Origin of the sequence: Methanobacterium bryantii, assembly GCF_002287175.1 — an archaeon.
Taxonomy (GTDB): Archaea; Methanobacteriota; Methanobacteria; order Methanobacteriales; family Methanobacteriaceae; genus Methanobacterium_D; species Methanobacterium_D bryantii.
The window spans coordinates 203,209-222,998 of the sequence record NZ_LMVM01000037.1; the positions used below are offsets into that span (position 1 = coordinate 203,209).

General features: G+C 32.2%; 14 protein-coding genes. 12 read left to right on the forward strand and 2 right to left on the reverse strand.

Features of this window, described 5'->3' with window-relative positions; translation table 11 throughout:
- Positions 1-251 precede the first annotated feature (251 nt).
- The 4 genes from ASJ80_RS13010 (at position 252) to otsB (ending at position 2,866) form a co-directional block, all read left to right on the forward strand.
- On the forward strand, positions 252-476 hold the full coding sequence (locus ASJ80_RS13010; protein WP_069581798.1) for a hypothetical protein: 225 nt from the start codon (positions 252-254) through the stop codon (positions 474-476).
- Between the two features lie 298 nt (positions 477-774).
- The gene (locus ASJ80_RS13015) at positions 775-981 is read left to right on the forward strand and encodes a hypothetical protein (RefSeq protein ID WP_069581800.1); all 207 of its coding nucleotides are present in this window, start codon (positions 775-777) and stop codon (positions 979-981) included.
- A 170-nt stretch (positions 982-1,151) separates the two neighbouring features.
- Positions 1,152-1,805, forward strand: a complete 654-nt coding sequence (gene rnc, locus ASJ80_RS13020; protein ID WP_069581802.1) for a ribonuclease III — start codon at positions 1,152-1,154, stop codon at positions 1,803-1,805.
- Positions 1,806-2,059: 254 nt separating this feature from the next.
- Positions 2,060-2,866: a trehalose-phosphatase gene (gene otsB, locus ASJ80_RS13025; RefSeq protein ID WP_069581805.1), complete on the forward strand. Its 807-nt coding sequence runs from the start codon at positions 2,060-2,062 to the stop codon at positions 2,864-2,866.
- Positions 2,867-2,884: 18 nt separating this feature from the next.
- Here otsB and ASJ80_RS13030 read toward each other — a convergent pair whose 3' ends face one another.
- Positions 2,885-4,171 (reverse strand): nucleotidyl transferase family protein, encoded by a 1,287-nt coding sequence (locus tag ASJ80_RS13030; RefSeq protein WP_069581807.1) that lies wholly within the window; start codon positions 4,169-4,171, stop codon positions 2,885-2,887.
- An 895-nt stretch (positions 4,172-5,066) separates the two neighbouring features.
- Between ASJ80_RS13030 and ASJ80_RS13035 the strand changes: the two genes are divergently transcribed.
- The 8 genes from ASJ80_RS13035 (at position 5,067) to ASJ80_RS13070 (ending at position 18,347) form a co-directional block, all read left to right on the forward strand.
- Positions 5,067-5,690: a TetR/AcrR family transcriptional regulator gene (locus tag ASJ80_RS13035; RefSeq protein WP_069581810.1), complete on the forward strand. Its 624-nt coding sequence runs from the start codon at positions 5,067-5,069 to the stop codon at positions 5,688-5,690.
- Positions 5,691-5,711: 21 nt separating this feature from the next.
- Entirely contained in the window at positions 5,712-6,809 is a 1,098-nt protein-coding gene (locus tag ASJ80_RS13040) for a hypothetical protein (protein WP_069581811.1), read from the forward strand.
- A gap of 182 nt (positions 6,810-6,991) precedes the next feature.
- A complete protein-coding gene (locus tag ASJ80_RS13045; protein ID WP_069581813.1) occupies positions 6,992-7,315 on the forward strand; it encodes a tetratricopeptide repeat protein in 324 nt (107 codons plus the stop codon).
- 336 nt (positions 7,316-7,651) lie between these two features.
- Positions 7,652-9,340, forward strand: a complete 1,689-nt coding sequence (locus ASJ80_RS13050; protein WP_069581815.1) for an alpha-keto acid decarboxylase family protein — start codon at positions 7,652-7,654, stop codon at positions 9,338-9,340.
- Positions 9,341-9,405: 65 nt separating this feature from the next.
- On the forward strand, positions 9,406-11,421 hold the full coding sequence (locus ASJ80_RS13055; protein WP_176720164.1) for a PAS domain-containing sensor histidine kinase: 2,016 nt from the start codon (positions 9,406-9,408) through the stop codon (positions 11,419-11,421).
- Between the two features lie 299 nt (positions 11,422-11,720).
- Positions 11,721-16,379 (forward strand): PAS domain S-box protein, encoded by a 4,659-nt coding sequence (locus ASJ80_RS13060; protein ID WP_069581818.1) that lies wholly within the window; start codon positions 11,721-11,723, stop codon positions 16,377-16,379.
- Between the two features lie 175 nt (positions 16,380-16,554).
- A complete protein-coding gene (locus ASJ80_RS13065) occupies positions 16,555-17,880 on the forward strand; it encodes a sensor histidine kinase (RefSeq protein WP_069581820.1) in 1,326 nt (441 codons plus the stop codon).
- A 287-nt stretch (positions 17,881-18,167) separates the two neighbouring features.
- The gene (locus ASJ80_RS13070) at positions 18,168-18,347 is read left to right on the forward strand and encodes a GNAT family N-acetyltransferase (protein ID WP_069581822.1); all 180 of its coding nucleotides are present in this window, start codon (positions 18,168-18,170) and stop codon (positions 18,345-18,347) included.
- A gap of 134 nt (positions 18,348-18,481) precedes the next feature.
- Here ASJ80_RS13070 and ASJ80_RS13075 read toward each other — a convergent pair whose 3' ends face one another.
- On the reverse strand, positions 18,482-19,546 hold the full coding sequence (locus ASJ80_RS13075; protein ID WP_069581824.1) for an archaeosine biosynthesis radical SAM protein RaSEA: 1,065 nt from the start codon (positions 19,544-19,546) through the stop codon (positions 18,482-18,484).
- Between the last annotated feature and the right edge of the window lie 244 nt (positions 19,547-19,790).

Below are 19,790 nucleotides of genomic sequence, written 5' to 3' on the forward strand. Positions count from 1 at the left end.
AGCCCAATATACGAATTAGGATTGAACTAATTCAGAATTGTTGATTTATGTATATTTATTTTTCTATATATTCTTCAAGCATTCATTTTTTGAATGTATAAAAACTTTATTAATTTTTTTTTTTTTTTTTATTACTATTTTTGAATTGTCAGTACTTTTTATTTTAAAGCTGTATGTATTTACATACCTGTTGCACTATTATGACTAAATATAAACGTGAGTAATACTAAATTATAGGTAAGGGTGATTAAATGGAAAATATTGGAAATGTGATAATGGAGAGTGAAAGTAACTTAAAAGAAATAGAGAGTGATATTAAAAATACTGGAAAACCATCAGATGAATCTTTGGATCAGGCAAATGAAATTCTGGATAAGTTAAATGCCGAAGTAGATGGAATTTCAGATAATTTCATGTCTTCAGCTATAAATGAAATTATTGATCTTTATAAAAAAATACTGGAAGAATACAGATAGGACAGTTGCTTTTGGATATCGGGGCGGAAAATTACACATCTATATAATTAATTTTTTCATTATTTAATTTAAAAATCCTTATTTTTTACTTTTTATTATTTAAATTTGATAAAGTAACCCATGCATTTTGTGCTATCTTTTAAAATAAGATTAGGCTTTATTAATTTTGAATCAGCCAGTAATGTGGAATATACATTGAAAAAATTTATTAATTTGTTTAAATATAAATAACAAAAAGAATTGCTTTTTATATAATGTATTGCTTAAAATGCTATCATGAGTTTTCAAGAGGGTTTTTATGGTTGTAGATGAACAAGTAGAGGAATGTCAGAATGCTTTAGAAAAGCTTATAGGTAAAAAAATTGTTGAAATTAAATTTAAGCCATATAATCACGACTGCTGGAAACTTTTTATAACTACAGATAAAGATGAGCTTGTTATGATATTTTGTAAAGACTGGAAGTGCCCAGTTACTCAATACAGGGATGCGGATTCTAATATATAATATGAAAGCTGATTTAAAATATCAAAAATGCAATATACTAAATTTAAAGGTTTTAATCATAAATAAACATATTAAAACTTTTAATAATTGTTATCGTGATAAATTCTACGTTTTTTCTATAAAAGTGGATAACTAAAATTTTATCATGTCTTAATATTAATTAAGATAATATGCAATTACTAGAAACATTTTCAATTGAACCTGTTAACACCAGCCTTTATGAGCTGGCTTTTCTTCATGAGTCTTATTCAAATGAAAACGGCATCGATGAATGTTATGAAAGGTTAGAATTTTTAGGTGATGCTGTTCTTGAGATAGCGGTTTCTGAATTTTTATACAATATGGATTCTAATTTAACTGAAGGTGAATTAACCAGTTTACGTTCAAATTATGTATGTAAAAAAGCACTTCATGTTTATTCTATGGAACTGGGCCTGGATCAGTACATAAAATTAGGGGCTGGTCAAGAATTAACCCGTCGTGAAGTTGATTCAATTATCAGCGATGTATTTGAATCATTTATAGGGGCTTTATATCTTGATTTAGGCCTGGGTACTGTGAGGGAATTCCTCTCCAAAACAGTTATGCCGCATATAGAAAATAAGGACATCTTTTTTTGTGATTATAAATCTAAATTAAAGCAGTTATGTGATCAAAGTGGTGTCGATGTGGTTTATGAGTTAATACTGGAGGAAGGGGAACCTCATGATAAGACATTTGGTATGGCTGCAGTTATCAACGGTAAGAACTATGGAACAGGTACCGGTGGAAGTAAAAAAGAAGCCCAGCAAAACGCTGCCAAAATTGCACTGGATAATCTTTAAATTATTATATTTATGTTGTCCTGCGTAATATTGTTTATTTTTATATAATATGTGTGTATTTGATTTAATTTGATAGATAAAAGTGTTTTATATTATTTATTTTTTTAATTATCAGTATTTATATAGATAATTTTCAAATTAGTTTAATCTTTGGGGATGGTCTGTTTTTAAAAAGAAAAATTGTAAATAATTTTTAATCAAATAATAATACTATATGGGGGATGCAATATGATTATGTTTGATGGAGGAAAAACTTGCCGAAATACCTTTTTGATTACTTAAATGAATTTGAAGACTTCCGGGAAGATGAAAAAACAGCAATTATAACAGATATAGATGGTACTATAAGTAAAATAGTTTTAGATCCATATGAAGCCACTATAACTCAGATCATGAGGGCTACACTTGAAAAACTTGTAGATAAGTTCCAGTTAGTTGGCATTATAACTGGAAGAAACGTTAAAAACGCTAAAGAGATGCTTGAAGTAGGTGGGTTGCTTTATATCGGGAGCCATGGGCTTGAATATTTAAAGGATGATGAAATTCATATTGAAGGCGAAGTAGAGGAATATTTGCCTCTCATACAGAAAATTGCTCAAAATATCCAGGCTGAAGAAGAACTATGTAATATCAAAAATATTCTATTCCAGGAAAAGGGGCTTTGTTTTACAGTCCATTACCGGAAATGTGAAGACCCTCAAGGAACGCACAGAAAAATTTTAGATGTCATTAATGGACTGGAAGGACTGGAAAGGTTTAAAGTTACAGAAGGACGTAAAGTTGTGGAAATAAGGCCTAAAATTGGTCATGACAAAGGAACCATACTTGAAAAACTCATTTTTGAAAATGATGTTGAAAAGATCATTTACTTAGGCGATGATGTAACTGATGTTGATGCATTTAACAAACTAAATGAACTCAAAGAAAATGGTAAAGTCAATGGTGCAGGAATAGTCGTAGTTTCGGAGGAAGTCCCTGAATTTGTTAAAGAAAATGCATCTTTTTATGTTAATGGAGTTGATGAGGTACAGAAGTTCTTTAACTGGCTTCTGGAAAATTAAATTACAATTAAAATATTTTCATTTTCCAATAAATATCCTGACCCGCCAACCTTCTTTTTTATGCACTAACTTTGCGCTTAATGGAATAAAATGAGAATCAATAAGAAGCCTCAGGTATGTTGCAGATTGGGCAGGCAACTTCAGGGGACTTTTTATTTTACGGTTTTCTGTACGTATCTGGCAGGCTAATTTTTCCCTTTTATCAACAAATAAAGAAGCCTCAATCCCTTCTTTTAAATCTTCAACCTCAAAACTTCTAAGGTGAAGCCCTGCATCAATAGTGTATTGGGGTTTTACACCTCTTTTCCCTTTTCTAAACATTTCATGGGCATCGGAGGATTTAACTCCTTTTTCAACATTAGACGATACAAACCATGCCCTTTCAATTACGCTTTCTACAGTCTGATCTGGAGGAATAATTCCTTCTGCTTCATAATGTTTAATAAGATCAAATACCTCTTCACGTGTCACATCCTGCTCAACTGAACTTATTGCAAGCCTTGTGAGAACTGGGCCGTATCCTGCCATTCTTAGTGCTGCCCAAATCTGATCTTCGTTTCGGTATTGTCTGCCTTTAATGATGGCCTCTGCAGCGTCAGCGTTTATATTAGCTATATTAAGCAATTTTGCCCTTGAATATTTATTAAGCCGTTTTGTAATGGCTCCAATGTCCCGTTTTCCCGGAATATTTCCTTTTTTTATCTCTTTTTGAAGGATCTTTACTGTGGAGTCAGGGAGGACTTCTTTTACATCTTCAGGTATTTCGAAGTTGTTCTCAATTATCTTTGCCCTGATTTCCCTGCCTGATATTTTACCGTCCATCTGCAGTTCAGGAATTATATGGAACTTCATTTTTCGTTTATACTTTTTGTAGAGGAAATCATTCACTGCAAACCATCTTATAACGTTACGGTTTGGGAGGCTCCGTGGAATCCCGCTGAATATACCTCGTTTTGCAAATGATGCTGCGTATTTCTGGATTTTACTGGTTGAAACATTGGCTGCATCAACGTAGTCCACAACACCATCTTCAATCATCATTGCTATCCTGATTGGAACGGTGTATGCGAGGGTCAACCTGTGGTGCAGCCCTTCAATGGGCACGACTCTATCAGCACCAGCTTTAAGTGCCATTTCACGTCTTGCTTCGTAACTTGCAAAAAATGGGGCATGATTAGCACTGTAACCCTTATTTAAATAAATTACAACTTCATCTCCTGTTTTCTCTGCAATGTCTCTTCCTTTTTCTATGAGTTTAGCGTGTCCGTTATGTACTGGGTCAAAATCAGCGCTTATTCCAATCATAATATCACCTTAATGCACACTTTTATGATACCGTATATAATTAGTGCTTATATGCATATGGATTTTGATGACATAAAAAATGATTTATGCGTTAAGGATTTCTTAAGATCAAGAGATTTACGGGATAGCAGCATAAAAAGGTACCTATATTGAATAAAATATTATAGTAATTTCATCAACAAAACACCCTCCGAATTCATTGAAGAAGCTGAAAGGGAAGAAGAAGGAATTGATCTCTTTATAGAAAAATAAACGGTTATCTCTTAGACTATGCTGAACATCTTGAAAGTCTTAATAGGGAAAATCTTACAATAAAAGGTCTTATTTATCCTCCTAAAGAAGGAGACCAATACCATGTTAAAAGAATTAAAAAATAAAATCGGTAATAAAAAGGGTGTATTAAATATAAATGAGGATCCTAAAGAAGGAGAATTACTATTTGAATACAAATGAGGTAGCATTATTGAAGATGATAATGAGTCTAAAGTAGCTCGGGTGATAGAAGGAGAAGAAGCTATTGAGTTTTTAAACCTCATTAAAGATTATAGTGCTCATAAAGAAGAATTTGAAGCTATACTTAATTATATGGAGAATGTTAACTCTTAAAATACTAATGCTTCTTATTTTTATTTTTTAATATTTGAAATCTTACTCTGTCCAATACAATCAAGCCTGAAAGTTTCACCTTTACGCATTGCTACTATTTATTAAATATTGATTCAACGTGAGTTATTGTATAATTCAAGTATTTTTTTTAATTATTTTATTTTTATTAAATGAAAACCTTTAAATAATAATTCGGACATTTTATAATATAATGTCATTATATAACATTATTATGAAAATGTATATTTAATGACAATTAATGATAATACGTCATCATGGTGTGAATGAAGTGACAATATCAAATAGAAAAGAAAGAGAAAAAGAAAGGCGTCGAAAGGATATAATCGACACAGCCGAGAAATTATTCTTTAAAAATGGCTATGAAAACATCACTATGGCTGATATAGCTGAAAAAGCTGAATTGGCTAGAAGTACGCTATACCTCTATTTTAAAAATAAAAAAGAGATATATTTGGCAATATCTTTTAGGGGTACAGAAATTCTAAACAGAATGTTTAAGGAATATTATAAGAAAGGTGAAACAGGTATTGAAAAGGTCAAAATGCTTATGAATGCATTTTATAAGTTTTATAAAGAATACCCTGATTATTATGATGTGAACTGGTCTTCATATAAGGTTTCACTTGATTATGATGCATCTAAAATTGAAGAAATAAAGAAAATCAGGATAGAAGGTTTTTCATTGTTTAAAAAAGCACTTCAAGAAGGTATAGAAGATAAATCCATTAGATATAATATAGATCCAGTAAAATCAAATCTTGTTTTAGTTTCATCTATGCAAAACGCGTTCAATCTTCCCCCAACAATTGAGATGCATATGAAAAATAATGATCTAACTCATGAAGAACTAATTGAGTACACTATGGACATGATGATACATTCATTAAAGTAGTATTTTTAAAGAGATGATTAAATGCAAATTGAAAGTAAAAAAAATGTGGATGAAAATTTTACTCCAAATCAAAGCGTTAATAAAATAGTATTTCCACTTAAAGTTGAAATTGACCCAATGGAAGGCCTTTTAGTAGCAAGCTTCAAAAATGATCCTGAATTTACAGAGTTAGAGCCTCAAATTTTTGATGATCCTATAAATGGAAAAGGAATGAGAATACTGCGTTATAGAAAAGATAACAGAGTAGATGTATACTGGGAACCAGGTGTCCATGTAGATCCAAGTACTATCACAATTGGTGCAGGAATTGGAGACTTTGAAGAAACAATTATTGAACCAGCACATTTTGAAGTTACAGAACGTGGTGTAGACGTTCATTTTGTGTTTACCGATGCCCAAGGTCGTGAAGTAGAGCTTAAAATTCAAGAAGATACTAGTAATAACTCCAGAATGTCGTTACTTGCCCCTGTAGGAACTAACATAGAGAATCCTCTGCGTTTATTCCTTGTTAATATGCATGAATTTGACTTTGTTTATAGATCTGGAACAGAATTTTTCGCTAAAATAGGTGATAGAATTCTTAATCCAAAATCATTTCCGATTCCTCGTAATAATCGAAGGGTTTTATTAACCCGCTATTCTGCACAACCAGTAATAGGTACATTTAACCCCCCAATATCCGAACCTTTTGTATTCAACATGGAATTACCCGGAGAAATTGAAATTGATGGTATGAAGATAAGTGTTGATCAAGATAGTAAAATTAACAAAATAAGTGCAGGAGAAAGAGTTAACAAAGCTGAAGTAGAGTTTATACCAAGTTTTCCAAATTTGCTTGACCTAAAAGATGGAGAAAACGAAAATGGTCGTTGGAAATATCGAATATCTGGAGAAAATATGACTGGGGGTTCTTATAACTTACTAAGGGATGGGGATAAAATAAATATTGAAATTGACGTCAACGACTGTTGGAAACCATCTAATCTACCACTTAGTTTCAGAATTTTTACTCGATTGGTCAGTTCATTCCGTAATTGGCCTACAACTTACAGATGGAAGAGTATAATTGAACTTGGAGAAAAAATCGCTATGTCTGGTACATGGGAACGCATTAGATAAATTATTAGCTAATTTTTTTATTTTTAAAATTAGAGCATTATATTCTCTTTATTTTTAATTAAAATATTAATTAGGTGTTTTTGAATAATTTGCAATTTACAGAGGTTATTGGGAGATAATTTTAATAAGTAATAATTAGTAATAAAAACATATTATGAATGATTGTTGTGAGGAGTGTTGAAATGTTAGATAAACTGCTAGGTAAAATTAAAGAAGATAATAAAAAGAATCCGGATATTGAAAAATATTTTGGTAAAGGTAAGGAATATGTTGAAAATCAAGATTTTCAACCTGCTATAGAATCTTTTAAAAGATGCATTGAAGAAGATCCAGAGGAAGCTAAAGCATATGTTGGTTTATGTATTGCTTATTCGGGTGTAATGGATTTAGGTACTGCTCGTGAATACTACGAAAAACTTAAAGATCTTGATCCATATCTTGCAGCACAGTTTGCAAATACTCCAACGGGTTCATTGTTAACGGAGGATGAAGATACTTTAGTTTAACTTAATTTAATTATTTTTTAATTATTATAATTAAATCTGTTATACTCCCCTAATTAAAAATGAATGGTGGCATGGGGTGTGTTATTTGTGTATTCCTCAAAAAAGGACTGAATGTCCTCATTAATTAATATTTTAAGGCGTGCTATATGGTGCGGTTTTTACGTTTTTTGGAATAATGTGGTGTGTGGAGAAAAATACTGTTATAATTCTATTTTTTACAGTTAAAAACTAGTTTAATTATTATGTCTAATTTTAATAATTTTTAATATAAAAATATTATTATTTAAAAAACCAATATTTATAATCAAATGTATTAATTCGGAAGGTGTTTATAAAATGGGATATACCGTAGGAAGCTATCTTGCAAAACGTTTTGAACAAATGGGAATTGAGCATAATTTTATTGTTCCTGGTGATTTCAATCTTGTTCTGCTGGATGAGCTTCTAAAAAATAAGAATTTAGAACAGGTAGGTTGTTGTAATGAGTTGGATGCAGCTTATGCCGCTGAAGGATACGCAAGGGCAAAGGGTGCAGGTGCAGTAATTATTACATTTAATGTTGGTGCATTTTCTGCTATTAATGGTATTGCAGGTGCTTATGCCGAGCGCTTACCTGTAATATTTGTTTCCGGAAGTTATAATACAAATGATCCAAGTGCAGGTCACATTCCTCATCATAGTTTAGGTATTCAAGATTTGAATTATCAGTGTGAAATGATCAGTAAAGTGACATGTGATGCAGTACAAATTACTCATGAGGCGGATGCTCCTTATTTAATAGATAGGGTCATACTAAACGCACTAAGCCGCCGTTTACCTGGATATATCGAGATCCCATGTAATATAGCAGATGCTCCGTGCCTTGATCCAGCGCCTTTTGAAACATTATTTAAACCTCCTGCCAGTGATCCAAAGGTACTTGAAGCAGCAGTTAATTCTGCCGCTGAGGCAATAAATAATGCAAATAAGCCTATTCTTCTTGCAGGGCCAAACTTAAGATCATATGGGGCAATCAATGCATTTAGAGAACTAGCTGAAGCATTAGGTTGTGCTGTTGCAGTTCAACCAAGTGCAAAAAGTTTTTTCCCTGAAAATCACCCCCAATTCATTGGCATTTACTGGGGTTCAGTAAGCAGTCCGGGCTGCGAAGAGATTGTAGACTGGGCGGATTTGATTATTGCTGCAGGTGCAGTATACACAGATTACTCCACTGTTGGCTGGACTGCACAGCCGCCTGATGGAAAAACAATTAATATTGAGCCCAATAGAGTACGTTCTCCTAATTCTGATCATAATGGACTAAATTTACATGATTTTCTTTATGCCATTGCTAAACAGGTTAAGAAGAATGATTTTTCATTGATGAAATTTAATAAAACTCGCCGTGATCAAAAACCAATTAAACCGGCTAATCCCAAGAAACCTCTGACACGTATGGAAATGATAAGGCAAATTCAAGATTTACTCAGCCCAAAAACGACATTATTTGTTGAAAGTGGGGATTCCTGGTTCAATGGAATGTTCATGGAGCTACCCGAAAATGCGAGCTTTGAGATTGAAATGCAGTGGGGATCCATTGGGTGGTCAGTTGCGTCTACATTTGGTTATGCTTTAGCTGTTGAACCAGATCAACAGGTGTTGTCTTTAATTGGGGATGGTTCATTTCAGTTTACTGCACAGGAAGTTGCTAACATGATCCGCTATGAACTTGACAATGTGATTCTTTTTGTAGTTAATAATCATGGTTACGTTGTTGAATCTGAAATCCACGAGGGCCCATACAATTACTTCAAAAATTGGGATTATGCAGGACTAATTGAAGTATTGAACGCTGATGATGGTCATGGGTTAGGATTAACTGCCAGTACTGGTGGTGAACTTGCTGAGGCAATTAAAAAGGCGAAGGCCCATAAAGGCGGTTCTGTATTAATAGAGTGCCAGATTGAACATGAAGACTGCAGCCGTGAACTTTTGGAATGGGGAACTAAGGTAGGCATTGCAAATCAACGCCCGCCCATGCATTAATGTAATTTTTTTATTACAGGTTAAACTTGAAGACTAAATGGATTAGCATGAATAAATCCAGTTTAATGAATATAAAATTAGAATATGGCGTGGTGGAAATTAAAGAAAAGGATTTACTTAAAGAAGTGGAAAAGCTTGAAGAAGTTAATGAAACTTTAGTTAGTGAATTCAGGTATTATATAACAACTGAAAAAGAATCTAAAAGAAGAATTAAACAAATTCTTGAAAATATAATGGAATCCTATTTTGAAATGGATAACAAGTGGCATATTCTAGATTTAAATCATAATGCAGAGATTGAATTTGATAAAAAAAAGGAAGAATTAATTGGAAAAGTTTTTTGGAATGAATTTCCTCCAAACAAGCCAATTTGGGATAATTTTCGTAGGGCCCAACAGGAAAAGAAACATATAAAATTTGAGGCGTATTCTCCTATTTCAAATAAATGGTTTGAAATGCATATTCACCCTTTTGAAGACGGTGCATCTGTTTATTTCCATGATATTAGTGAAAGAAAAAAATTAGAACATGATTTAAAAGAAAGTGAAGAAAAATACAGGACTATTTTTGAAAATACAATAAATCCCACCATGATAATTGAAGAAGATATGACTATATCCATGGTAAATGATGAATTTGAAAGAGTTTCAGGTTATCTAAAAAAAGAAATAGAAGGTACTAACTGGACTGAAATGATAGCTACAGAAGATATTGGCATGATGATGAAATATCACTGTTTAAGAAGGATAAACCCAGATGCTGCTCCAAGAAGATATGAGGCCCATTTAGTACATAAAAATGGAGAAATAATGGATGTTTATATGACTATTGGGCTTATTTCAGAAAGAAATAGGAGTATAGTCTCATTTATGGACATAACAGAAATTAAGAAAGATGAAGCAGAATTAGAGAAATATAGGACTCATCTTGAAGAGATTGTAGAAAAAAGAACAGAAGAACTTGAAGAGGTCAACAAGGCATTGGTTGAGAGTGAAGAAAAGTTCCGTGAATTATTTAACAAGGCAGATGATATGATTACTCTGGTAGAATTGAATGAAAAAGGAATTCCAGGTAGATTTATTGAGGTAAATAATGTTGCAAGTCAAAGATTAGGTTATACAAGGGAAGAATTTATGGATATGACTCCTGCAGATATAGTTGCCCCTGAAAAGTTAATGGAAATCCCAGAAAATGCAGCTAAACTGATCGAAAATGACTGTGTAAGATTTGAAATAGTCCATAAAACCAAAAAAGGTAAAAGAATACCTGTTGAGGTTGTTAATCACGTTTTCACCTTAAGAGGGAAAAAGGTATCCCTTGCTATTTCAAGGGATATTACTGAACGCAAACAGCATGAGGAAGAACTTGAAAAACTTGTTAAAGATTTGAAGCGTTCCAATGAAGAATTAGAAAAGTTTGCTTATGTGGCTTCTCATGACCTTCAGGAACCTCTTAGAACTATTGCAAGCTTTACTCAGCTTTTAGAACGTCGTTATAAGGGTAAATTTGATAAAGATGCAGATGAGTTTATGGATTATGTTATAGGTGCATCTTTTAGAATGAAGAAGCAAATTGAGGGCCTTCTTGAATATTCTAAGGTTAAAACAGATCAAAGTGGATTTCAACCTGTAAATTTGGGTACTGTTTTAAGTCAAGTAATTGAAAACTTAAGATCTTTAATTGAAGAAAATGGGGCTGTGATTAATCATAGTCCTCTTCCTACTGTAATGGGGGATTATGATCAGCTTAGAAGAGTTTTCCAGAATCTGCTTGGGAATGCAATTAAATTTAGAAAACAGGATATTTATCCTATAATTGATATTTCGGCACGTGAAAATAAAGAAGAATACATGTTTTCCATTGAGGATAACGGTATTGGAATTGAAGAACAGTATATGGAACGTATTTTTGTAATATTTCAAAGACTGCATACAATGGAACTGTATAAAGGAACTGGTATTGGATTATCAGTGGTTAAAAGGATCGTTGAACGCCATGGTGGACGAATATGGGTTGAATCAGAGCCAGACGTTGGATCGACTTTCTATTTCACTTTACCAATTAACAATGTGAAACAATAAATGTCTGTCTTAAATTAAATTCTCTAGATAATGAAAATACTTGATTAAACGCGATTTTATATGAGATATGCAGCTATGAATGTGTAACTTTAATAATTTGTTATATCCTGATAATTTAAAATCTTGAATTTTTGATAATCTATTTTTTTTTAAAAGCTTAAACTACAATCGGGAATAGTTCTTAATTTTAAAATAAATATTTATAATAAATTAACTAAATAAAGTAATAATACTTATATCTGGAATAATCGATCTTTGTGAGCTTCTATCTTAAATTTAAAAAGTAAAGGAAGCATTTTATGGGAGACAAAGAACAAAAAAAAGAAAAAAGCATATTTACACCACCTATATGTAATTTAACTAATGGTTACTGTAATATATTTGAAAATATGGGTGAAGGAGTTTCTATTTTTGAAGTAATATTAAACAAGGAAGATAAAATTTCTGATTTACGCTTTATATACCTAAATCTTTCCTCTATATTTAATAAATTTGGATCTCGCGAGGAAATTATTGATAAAACATTAATTGAACTATGTGGAATTGATAATGTTTCATCTTATTTGAAAATGGCTGAAGATGTGGTTTTAACAGGAAAAAGCATGCAGTATGAATTTCACTTTCAACAATTTAATAAACACTATTTAATAACTGCTTTTTCTCCACATAAAAACCTGTGTGTAACTATAGACGTAGATATTACACGAAAAAAAGAAACTGAAATGCAATTAAAGAAACAGGCCGATTTACTTAATCTTACCCGTGATGCGATCATCGTCCATGATATGGATGATAAAATTACTTTTTGGAATCGTGGAGCTGAGAAGAGATATGGGTGGCGTGAAAAAGAGGTTTTGGGAAAAATTACTCATGATCTACTTAAAACTGAATTTCCAGATTCACTAAAAGAAACCTGTGAAAAATTCATTAAGAATGGATACTGGGAAGGTGAATTAATTCATACAAAGCGCAGTGGTGAAAAGATCATTGTCGCAAGCAGGTGGGCGCTGCAAAAGGATGAAAATAATAAACTCCTGAATTTTATGGAAATTAACACCGACATTACCCAAAGTAAAAAAGCTGAAAAAGAATTAAAAGATAATTATAATATTTTTAATTCAATTATTGAAAATACCACTGATGCTATCTTTTTAAAAGATTTAAATGGTAATTATTTGATGATTAACTCTGCAGGAGCTAAATTAGTTAATAAATCTATAGAAGAAATCATTGGTAAGGACGATCGGGCATTATTTTCATCTGGGACTGCTGAAAATATTATCAAAGATGATAGAGAAGTTATCGAAAGTGGGCAGACAAAAACTTATGACGAATTTACCATTTCTGGTGGGAAAAAAACAATTTATCTGTCAACTAAAGGAGTTTACAGGGATCATAATGGAAAGATAGCGGGCCTTTTTGGTATAGCTAAAGATATAACTGAACGTATAGAAGCGGAAAATGCATTAATGGAATCGGAAGCTAAATATCGTACTATTTTTGAAAATACAGGAATTGCTTTTGCAATTATGGAAGAGGATACAACAATATCTTTAATGAATACTGAAGCTGAAAAAATTATGGGATATTCCAAGGATGAAATAGAAAGAAAAAGAAAATGGACGGAATTTATATCTAAAAAGGATGATTTAAATAAAATGGAAGAATATCACAGGCTCCGGAGAGCTGATCCTGATGCAGCGCCCAAAAAATATGAGTTTCAAGCTGTTACTAAAGGGGGCAGTATTAAAGACATAATCATCACTATTTCTATGATTCCTGGTACAAAAAAGACTATAGCATCCTTTTTAGATAATACAGATCGTAAAAATATTGAAAGGGCTTTGAAGGAGTCAGAAGCCAGGTATCGTACTATTTTTGAAAATACAGGCATTGCATTCATGCTTATTGAAGAAGATATGACCATATCTTTGATAAATGAAGAAGTTGAGAAAATTTTCGGCTTTTTAAAGGAAGAAGTAGAGGGTAAAAAGAAATGGACAGAATTTGTAGCCAGTGATGATGACTTAAAACGAATGAAAATGTACCATCAACTTCGTAGGGAGAATCCAGAATCTGCCCCCAAAGAATATGAATTTCATGCTGTTAATAAAAAAGGGAATATTAGAAACGTTTTTGGTACTGTATCTATGATTCATGGCTCTAAAATGAGTATAGCATCATTTTTAGATATTACAGGTCGTAAAAAAATTGAAAATGCCCTGAAAGATAGTAGGGAGGAATTCAAAACCCTGATTGAAAATTCACCTTTAGGTATAACAAGGTACGACCAGAATTTAAGGCATGTTTTCATTAATCCTGCTGGGGCTGAAGTAATGGGATTACCACAGGAAGATTATATTGGTAAAACTCCTGCAGAAATTGGAATACCTGAAGAGCTATCCAAAACTATTGAATCCCTCTTAAAAAGAATTTTTGAAACTGGAAAGCCTGAAAATCTAGAATTTATAATACGGGGTCATAAAGGGTTAAAATATTATGATTCTCGGAATATCCCTGAATTTGATAAAAATGGAAATGTAAAATCAGTACTTTCAGTTGCAGCTGATATAACTGAACAGAAAAAGGCTCAAGGTGAGTTAAAAGACGCACACGATACTCTGGAGCTTAAAGTTCAGGAACGAACAAAAGAACTTAACGAGTCTAATAAGCAATTAAGACAGGAAATAGAAGAGCGTAAAAATGCAGAAAAGGCGTTATATAGGGAAAAAGTAAGAGCGCAGACATATCTTGATATCGCAGGGGTTGTTCTGGTCGCGATAAATAGGGATTTAACTGTATCTTTAATAAATAAGAAGGGTATTGAAATTGTAGGGTACTGTGCTGATGAAATTATAGGAAAGAGCTTTATTGACTTTATTCCAGAAAGATTTAAGTCTGAATTAACAGATATTGCTATCGGTATAATATCTGGCGATTTAAAAGAATTTAAGCATTATGAAGGTCCTATTTTGGCAAAAAATGGTGAAGAAAGACTTATTTCATGGAATATTGCTGTACTTAGAGATGATGATGGTAATTTCATAAATGCACTTATTTCTGGAGAGGATATTACTGAAAGTAAAAAAGCAGATGAGAAGATCCTGAGATTGGCAAATATTGTTGAATCTTCAGATGATGCAATAATTAGTTTAACACTTGATGGGATTATAACAAGCTGGAACAGGGGAGCTGAAAAAGTATATGGTTATTCTGCCGAAGAAATGGTTGGAAAAGGATATTCTCTTTTATTTGATCCTTCTCAGTTTAAAAAAGTAGATGAATATATATCTGAACTTAAAGAAGGAAAAAATATAATACATTATGAAGCCAAACGGCTGAGAAAAGACGGTATTGAGATATATGTATCTATGAATCTATTCTCTGTCAAAAACGTTGAGGGAAAAGTTACTGGAATATCTGTAATTTCAAGGGATATTACTGAGAGTAAAAAGGCAGAAGAAGCGCTAAGGGAAAGTGAAAAGCGTTATCGTGCTTTATATGATGATAATCCCTCTATGTATTTTACAGTGGATACTGAGGGCACTATACTATCTGTGAACCCGTTTGGAGCTGAACGACTTGGTTACACTGTCTCGGAATTAACTGGTAAGTCATTGATATCAATGGTATTCTACGAGAAAGACAGGAAATATGCAGCACGTAATTTGAGATACAGTATAGAAAACTATGGAAAGGTGTTTTACTGGGAAATCCGTAAAATCCATAGAGACGGCAGTTTAATGTGGGTAAAAGAGATTTCACACGCTGTTAAAGGGCCTAATGGGAAGATAATAGTTTATGTTGTATGTGAAGATATTACTGAACGTAAAAATGCTGAAGGAGCACTTAAAGAAAGTGAAGAAAGGTTTAAAATATTATTTGAATATGCTCCTGATCCATACTTCCTCACTGACATGAAAGGAAACTTTTTAGATGGCAATAAAGCTGCTGAAAGACTTGTAAATTTTAAAAAGGAGAAAATTATAGGTAAAAATCTTGTTGAATTAGGCTTAATTACTGGAGAACAAATAGTTAAAGCATTTGATTTATTGAGTAAGAACATTAAAGGTCGTGCTACTGGTCCTGAAGAATTTATTCTCACTAGAAAAGACGGTAAAAAATTACCAGTTGAGATAACTGGATATCCAATAGAAATAAGGGGTCAAAAATTAGTTCTGGGAATGGCCAGAGATATAAGCGAGCGTAAAAGATCCGAGGAAAAATTAAAAGAAACAATACATGAATTGAAACGTTCCAATGAGGAATTACAACAATTTGCTTATATTACTTCCCATGATTTACAGGAACCGCTTAGAACCATTGCAAGTTTCACACAGCTTTTAGAAAGACGTTATAAAAACAAACTTGATACTGATGCCGATGAATTTATTGAGTTTATAATTGATGCTGCAACACGAATGAAAGAGATGATTCAAGGATTGCTTGATTATTCTAGAATAGGCACAAGGGGAGGTGAATTTAATTTTACAGATATTGAAGAGGTATTAACGATCGTTTTATCTAATCTCCATGCCGCAATTGTTGAAAGTGGAGCTAAAATTACTTATGATAAACTTCCAACAGTTATTGCTGATAGAAACCAGTTAATTCAACTATTCCAGAATATGATATCAAATGCCATTAAATTTAAAAAGAATGATGTTACTCCAAAAATTCATATATCTGCAAGAAAGGATGAAAAAAAAGGAGAATTTATATTTTCGGTTTCAGATAATGGAATCGGATTAGAATCTCAGTATAAAGACAAAATATTTGAGGTATTCAAAAGGCTGCACACTATGGATGAATATAAAGGAGCGGGGATAGGTCTTGCAATCAGTAAAAGAATTATTGAACGTCATGGGGGCAGGATTTGGGTTGAATCCGAATTAGATAGAGGATCTACGTTTTATTTCACTTTGCCCATTAGATTGGCTGAAATATCTAGTTTTTAATCAAGATCTATTTTAGAATAACAATTTAAAGTGAAATAATTGAGTTGTTATTAAATATTTTTAGTGTATTTTGAGCTATTAGTTATGTTCTCCAAAACTTCTTAAAGAAAACTTTTTTTATACCTTCTTCTAATACATATTTAGAAAATAATATGAATAAATTACAATGATTTTTATGAAAAATACGGGTTTAGATATATTTTCACTTACCAGTGAAGATTATTATACAATATTTGAAAATATGCAGGAAGGCATAACTGTTTACAGGATAGTGTATGATAGAAATGGAAATGTAGTTGATTTAATTATTAAGTACGCTAATCCTGCGTCTTCAACCAGTAGAGTGTTCATTAATAAAAATTTTAGAGGTAAAAGCATTACTAAACTCTATGGATCTAATGCTGTTTCTTCTTTGATAATGGAAGTGAATGAAATAGTCTCCACTGGGAAAATTAAAAAGTATGAGACTTATTCTCCAACTATAGATAGTTATTTTTCATTTTCAGCTTTTGCACCTGCTAATGATTTGTATGTAACACTTACAACGGATATTACAGAACAGAAAAAAGCTGAACAATATTTAAGAAATGCACACGATGAACTGGAAGTTAAAGTTCAGGAACGGACCAGTGAACTTTTAGCAACGCTTCAAGAGAAGGAACTGCTTCTGCGGGAGATTCATCATCGTGTTAAGAATAACCTGCAGATAATAAGCAGTCTTCTTAATCTCCAGATTCCTTATATTAAAGATGAACAATCGGTTGAATTTTTTAAAGAAAGCCAAAATAGGGTTAAATCTATTTCAATGGTTCATGAAAAACTTTATCAGTCCAAAAATCTTGATAAAATTGATTTTGGTAGTTATATTTCTAATATTGTAACTAATTTATTTCAGACCTATGATGTAAATCAAAATTTAATTGAATATGATTTGAATTTGGATAGTATAGAACTTAACATTGAAACTTCTATTCCATGCGGTCTTATTATAACGGAACTTGTAACTAATTCGATTAAGCACGCATTTCCAACAGATTATGGGTCATGTTCAGAATCTACTATTTCAACAACTGAAAAAAGTGAATTTGGAAATGGTGGTCTGCAGATCTCTGATTTGCGGTCCAGAAATGAAATTCAGCACTTACAACAAAAACAAGATTATGACTCCAGAACAAAAGGAAATTGTATTTCTGAAGTGTCAAAATCTCCAGTTTTGAGGACGTATGGATTTGAAGGATTTACAGTTCTAGATACAGAAAAAAATGAAAAAAGCAAAATTTGGATAAAATTATACTCTGATAATGGAAAATTCCGCATTATAATAAAAGATAATGGCATTGGATTTCCTGAAGGCTTAAATTTTAAAAATACTGAATCTTTAGGCCTACAACTAGTTAATCTCTTAATAAATCAGGTAGATGGATCTATAGAACTTAACTCAGAAACTGGAACTGAATTTAAAATTGAGTTTGAGGAGTTAAAATACAGGGAAAGGATTTAATAGAATAAATATTTAACAGGAACAGCTGGATTAACGTTAATTGTATTTATTATATTATCTGCAGATACATGGTTTTTAAAAGTGGCTATAACTATTTTTGTATTATATATTCTTGTTATTGTTTTCTCGTGGAATTTATATAGGTGGGGATAAGATGAAAATTAAAATTAGAGAATTGGTGGGGAGTATTTTTCAGATTTAACCCGTCTTTTTGGGAAGTAAATGCAGATGATTATACAAAGAACCAGCTGGATACATGGGGCCCCTCTGCAAATCGAAATTGAAAAATGGAAAATAGAATTAAAAATAACTTTGTAATTATGGGAGAATATAAAAATAAAATTGTAGGCTTCGCTGAATTATTTCTTTTAGGCTGTATTGATATGATTTATGTCCATATGGATTATTTAAGGCAAAAAATAGGGAAAATGTTACTGGAATGTCTCATTAAAAGCCAGAAAACTTAATTTTACTGAAGCGAGTATAACAGCTAAACCTTTTTTGAAGAGCAGGGTTTTAAAGTAATAAAAAATAAGTTAAAAATTGTAATGGTGTTGATTTTGTTAACTATAAAATGAAGAAAGTAATTTAAAAAATTTAATCATTTATTTGTTATATTGCATGTTGATCTGGTCACATCACAAAATTCAACATTTGCAGCCCATCTGTTTTTACATTCACATTCAAATTCTTCAGGAATGGTCTGGTTAAGATTGGATTCAATTATTAAACTTTTGAGTTTCTTATTGCATTTTTTACAGTTAAAAGGCCCTCGCCGTGTTCCAAAACCAGAAGTATCCATTATCACAGGAATTTTAGATGAACTACGAACTCTTTTTATGATTTCAAGCACACTCCATATCCACGGCGGCTGGTATGAACCTCTGCGCCATAGAAGTTCCATAAGAGTTCCTTTGTGAATTGTTGCTGGGCAGAATGATATCCTGTCAACACCAACTTTTTCTGCATATTGTGCTGAAGCAACTGCGTCGTCAATGGCTTCTTTTTCAGATGTTAAAATTGGCTTAACAAAAAGATAGGCTTTGGATGTAACTTTGTAATTATTTTTCATCTTTTTAATGACACCAACGGCTCTTTTGAAGTCTTCATTTGAAAAGCCTTTATTTATCCTGTATTTTTTAATGTAGTCGCTGCTGCTTTCAAGCCCCATACTTACCTCAAATATTTTATCCGGCAGGAGACTGCAGCACTCCCTGATTACTTCTTCAGTTACATACTCTGGACGGGATTCAACTATAACTTCTTCTACATTCTCTTCATTATTCAGGATTTTGAGAATTTCATCACGTGCTTCTTTAGGTAATTCCTCTTCATTTAAAAAACTTCCTGATACAAAGATTTTAACAGCAGTTTTTGGCTTTATTTCATGTCTTTCCATGAGATTTTTGAATATTCTAGCCGACTCCTCTGAAGATACCTCTTCAAGAGGTGAATCTGCAATATAACTGCACATCGTGCATCCGCCAGATTCTGAAAGTGCATGGGCACATCCTGAAGTTGGTATAATTATAAAAACAGCGTTTCCTTTTCCAGAGTAGAGCAGGTCTTCTGAGGTCCAGGTTACTGCAAGATCAGATGGTGATTGTTTATCCATTCTTTTAATGGCATTTTTTCTGATGTCTGACATTAAGTTTTGAATTTCCATAATTTTCACGTTTGTAAATTTAAAAAATTTTTGAAGTTGTGTAACTTATCATAAAATAAGTAGATAACATTGAATTTGTTGTACTTGAATTAAATATGTTGAAGTATAGTATTAATTTGTTGAAAAATAGCACACTTAAAAAATAGCTTTAATGACTTAAAAATTAAAAATAAAATAAGTATGGAGAATTAGAATGAGCTAATTACGTCTCCAAGTAATTTTATGGATTTTTCTTTGTCAGGTC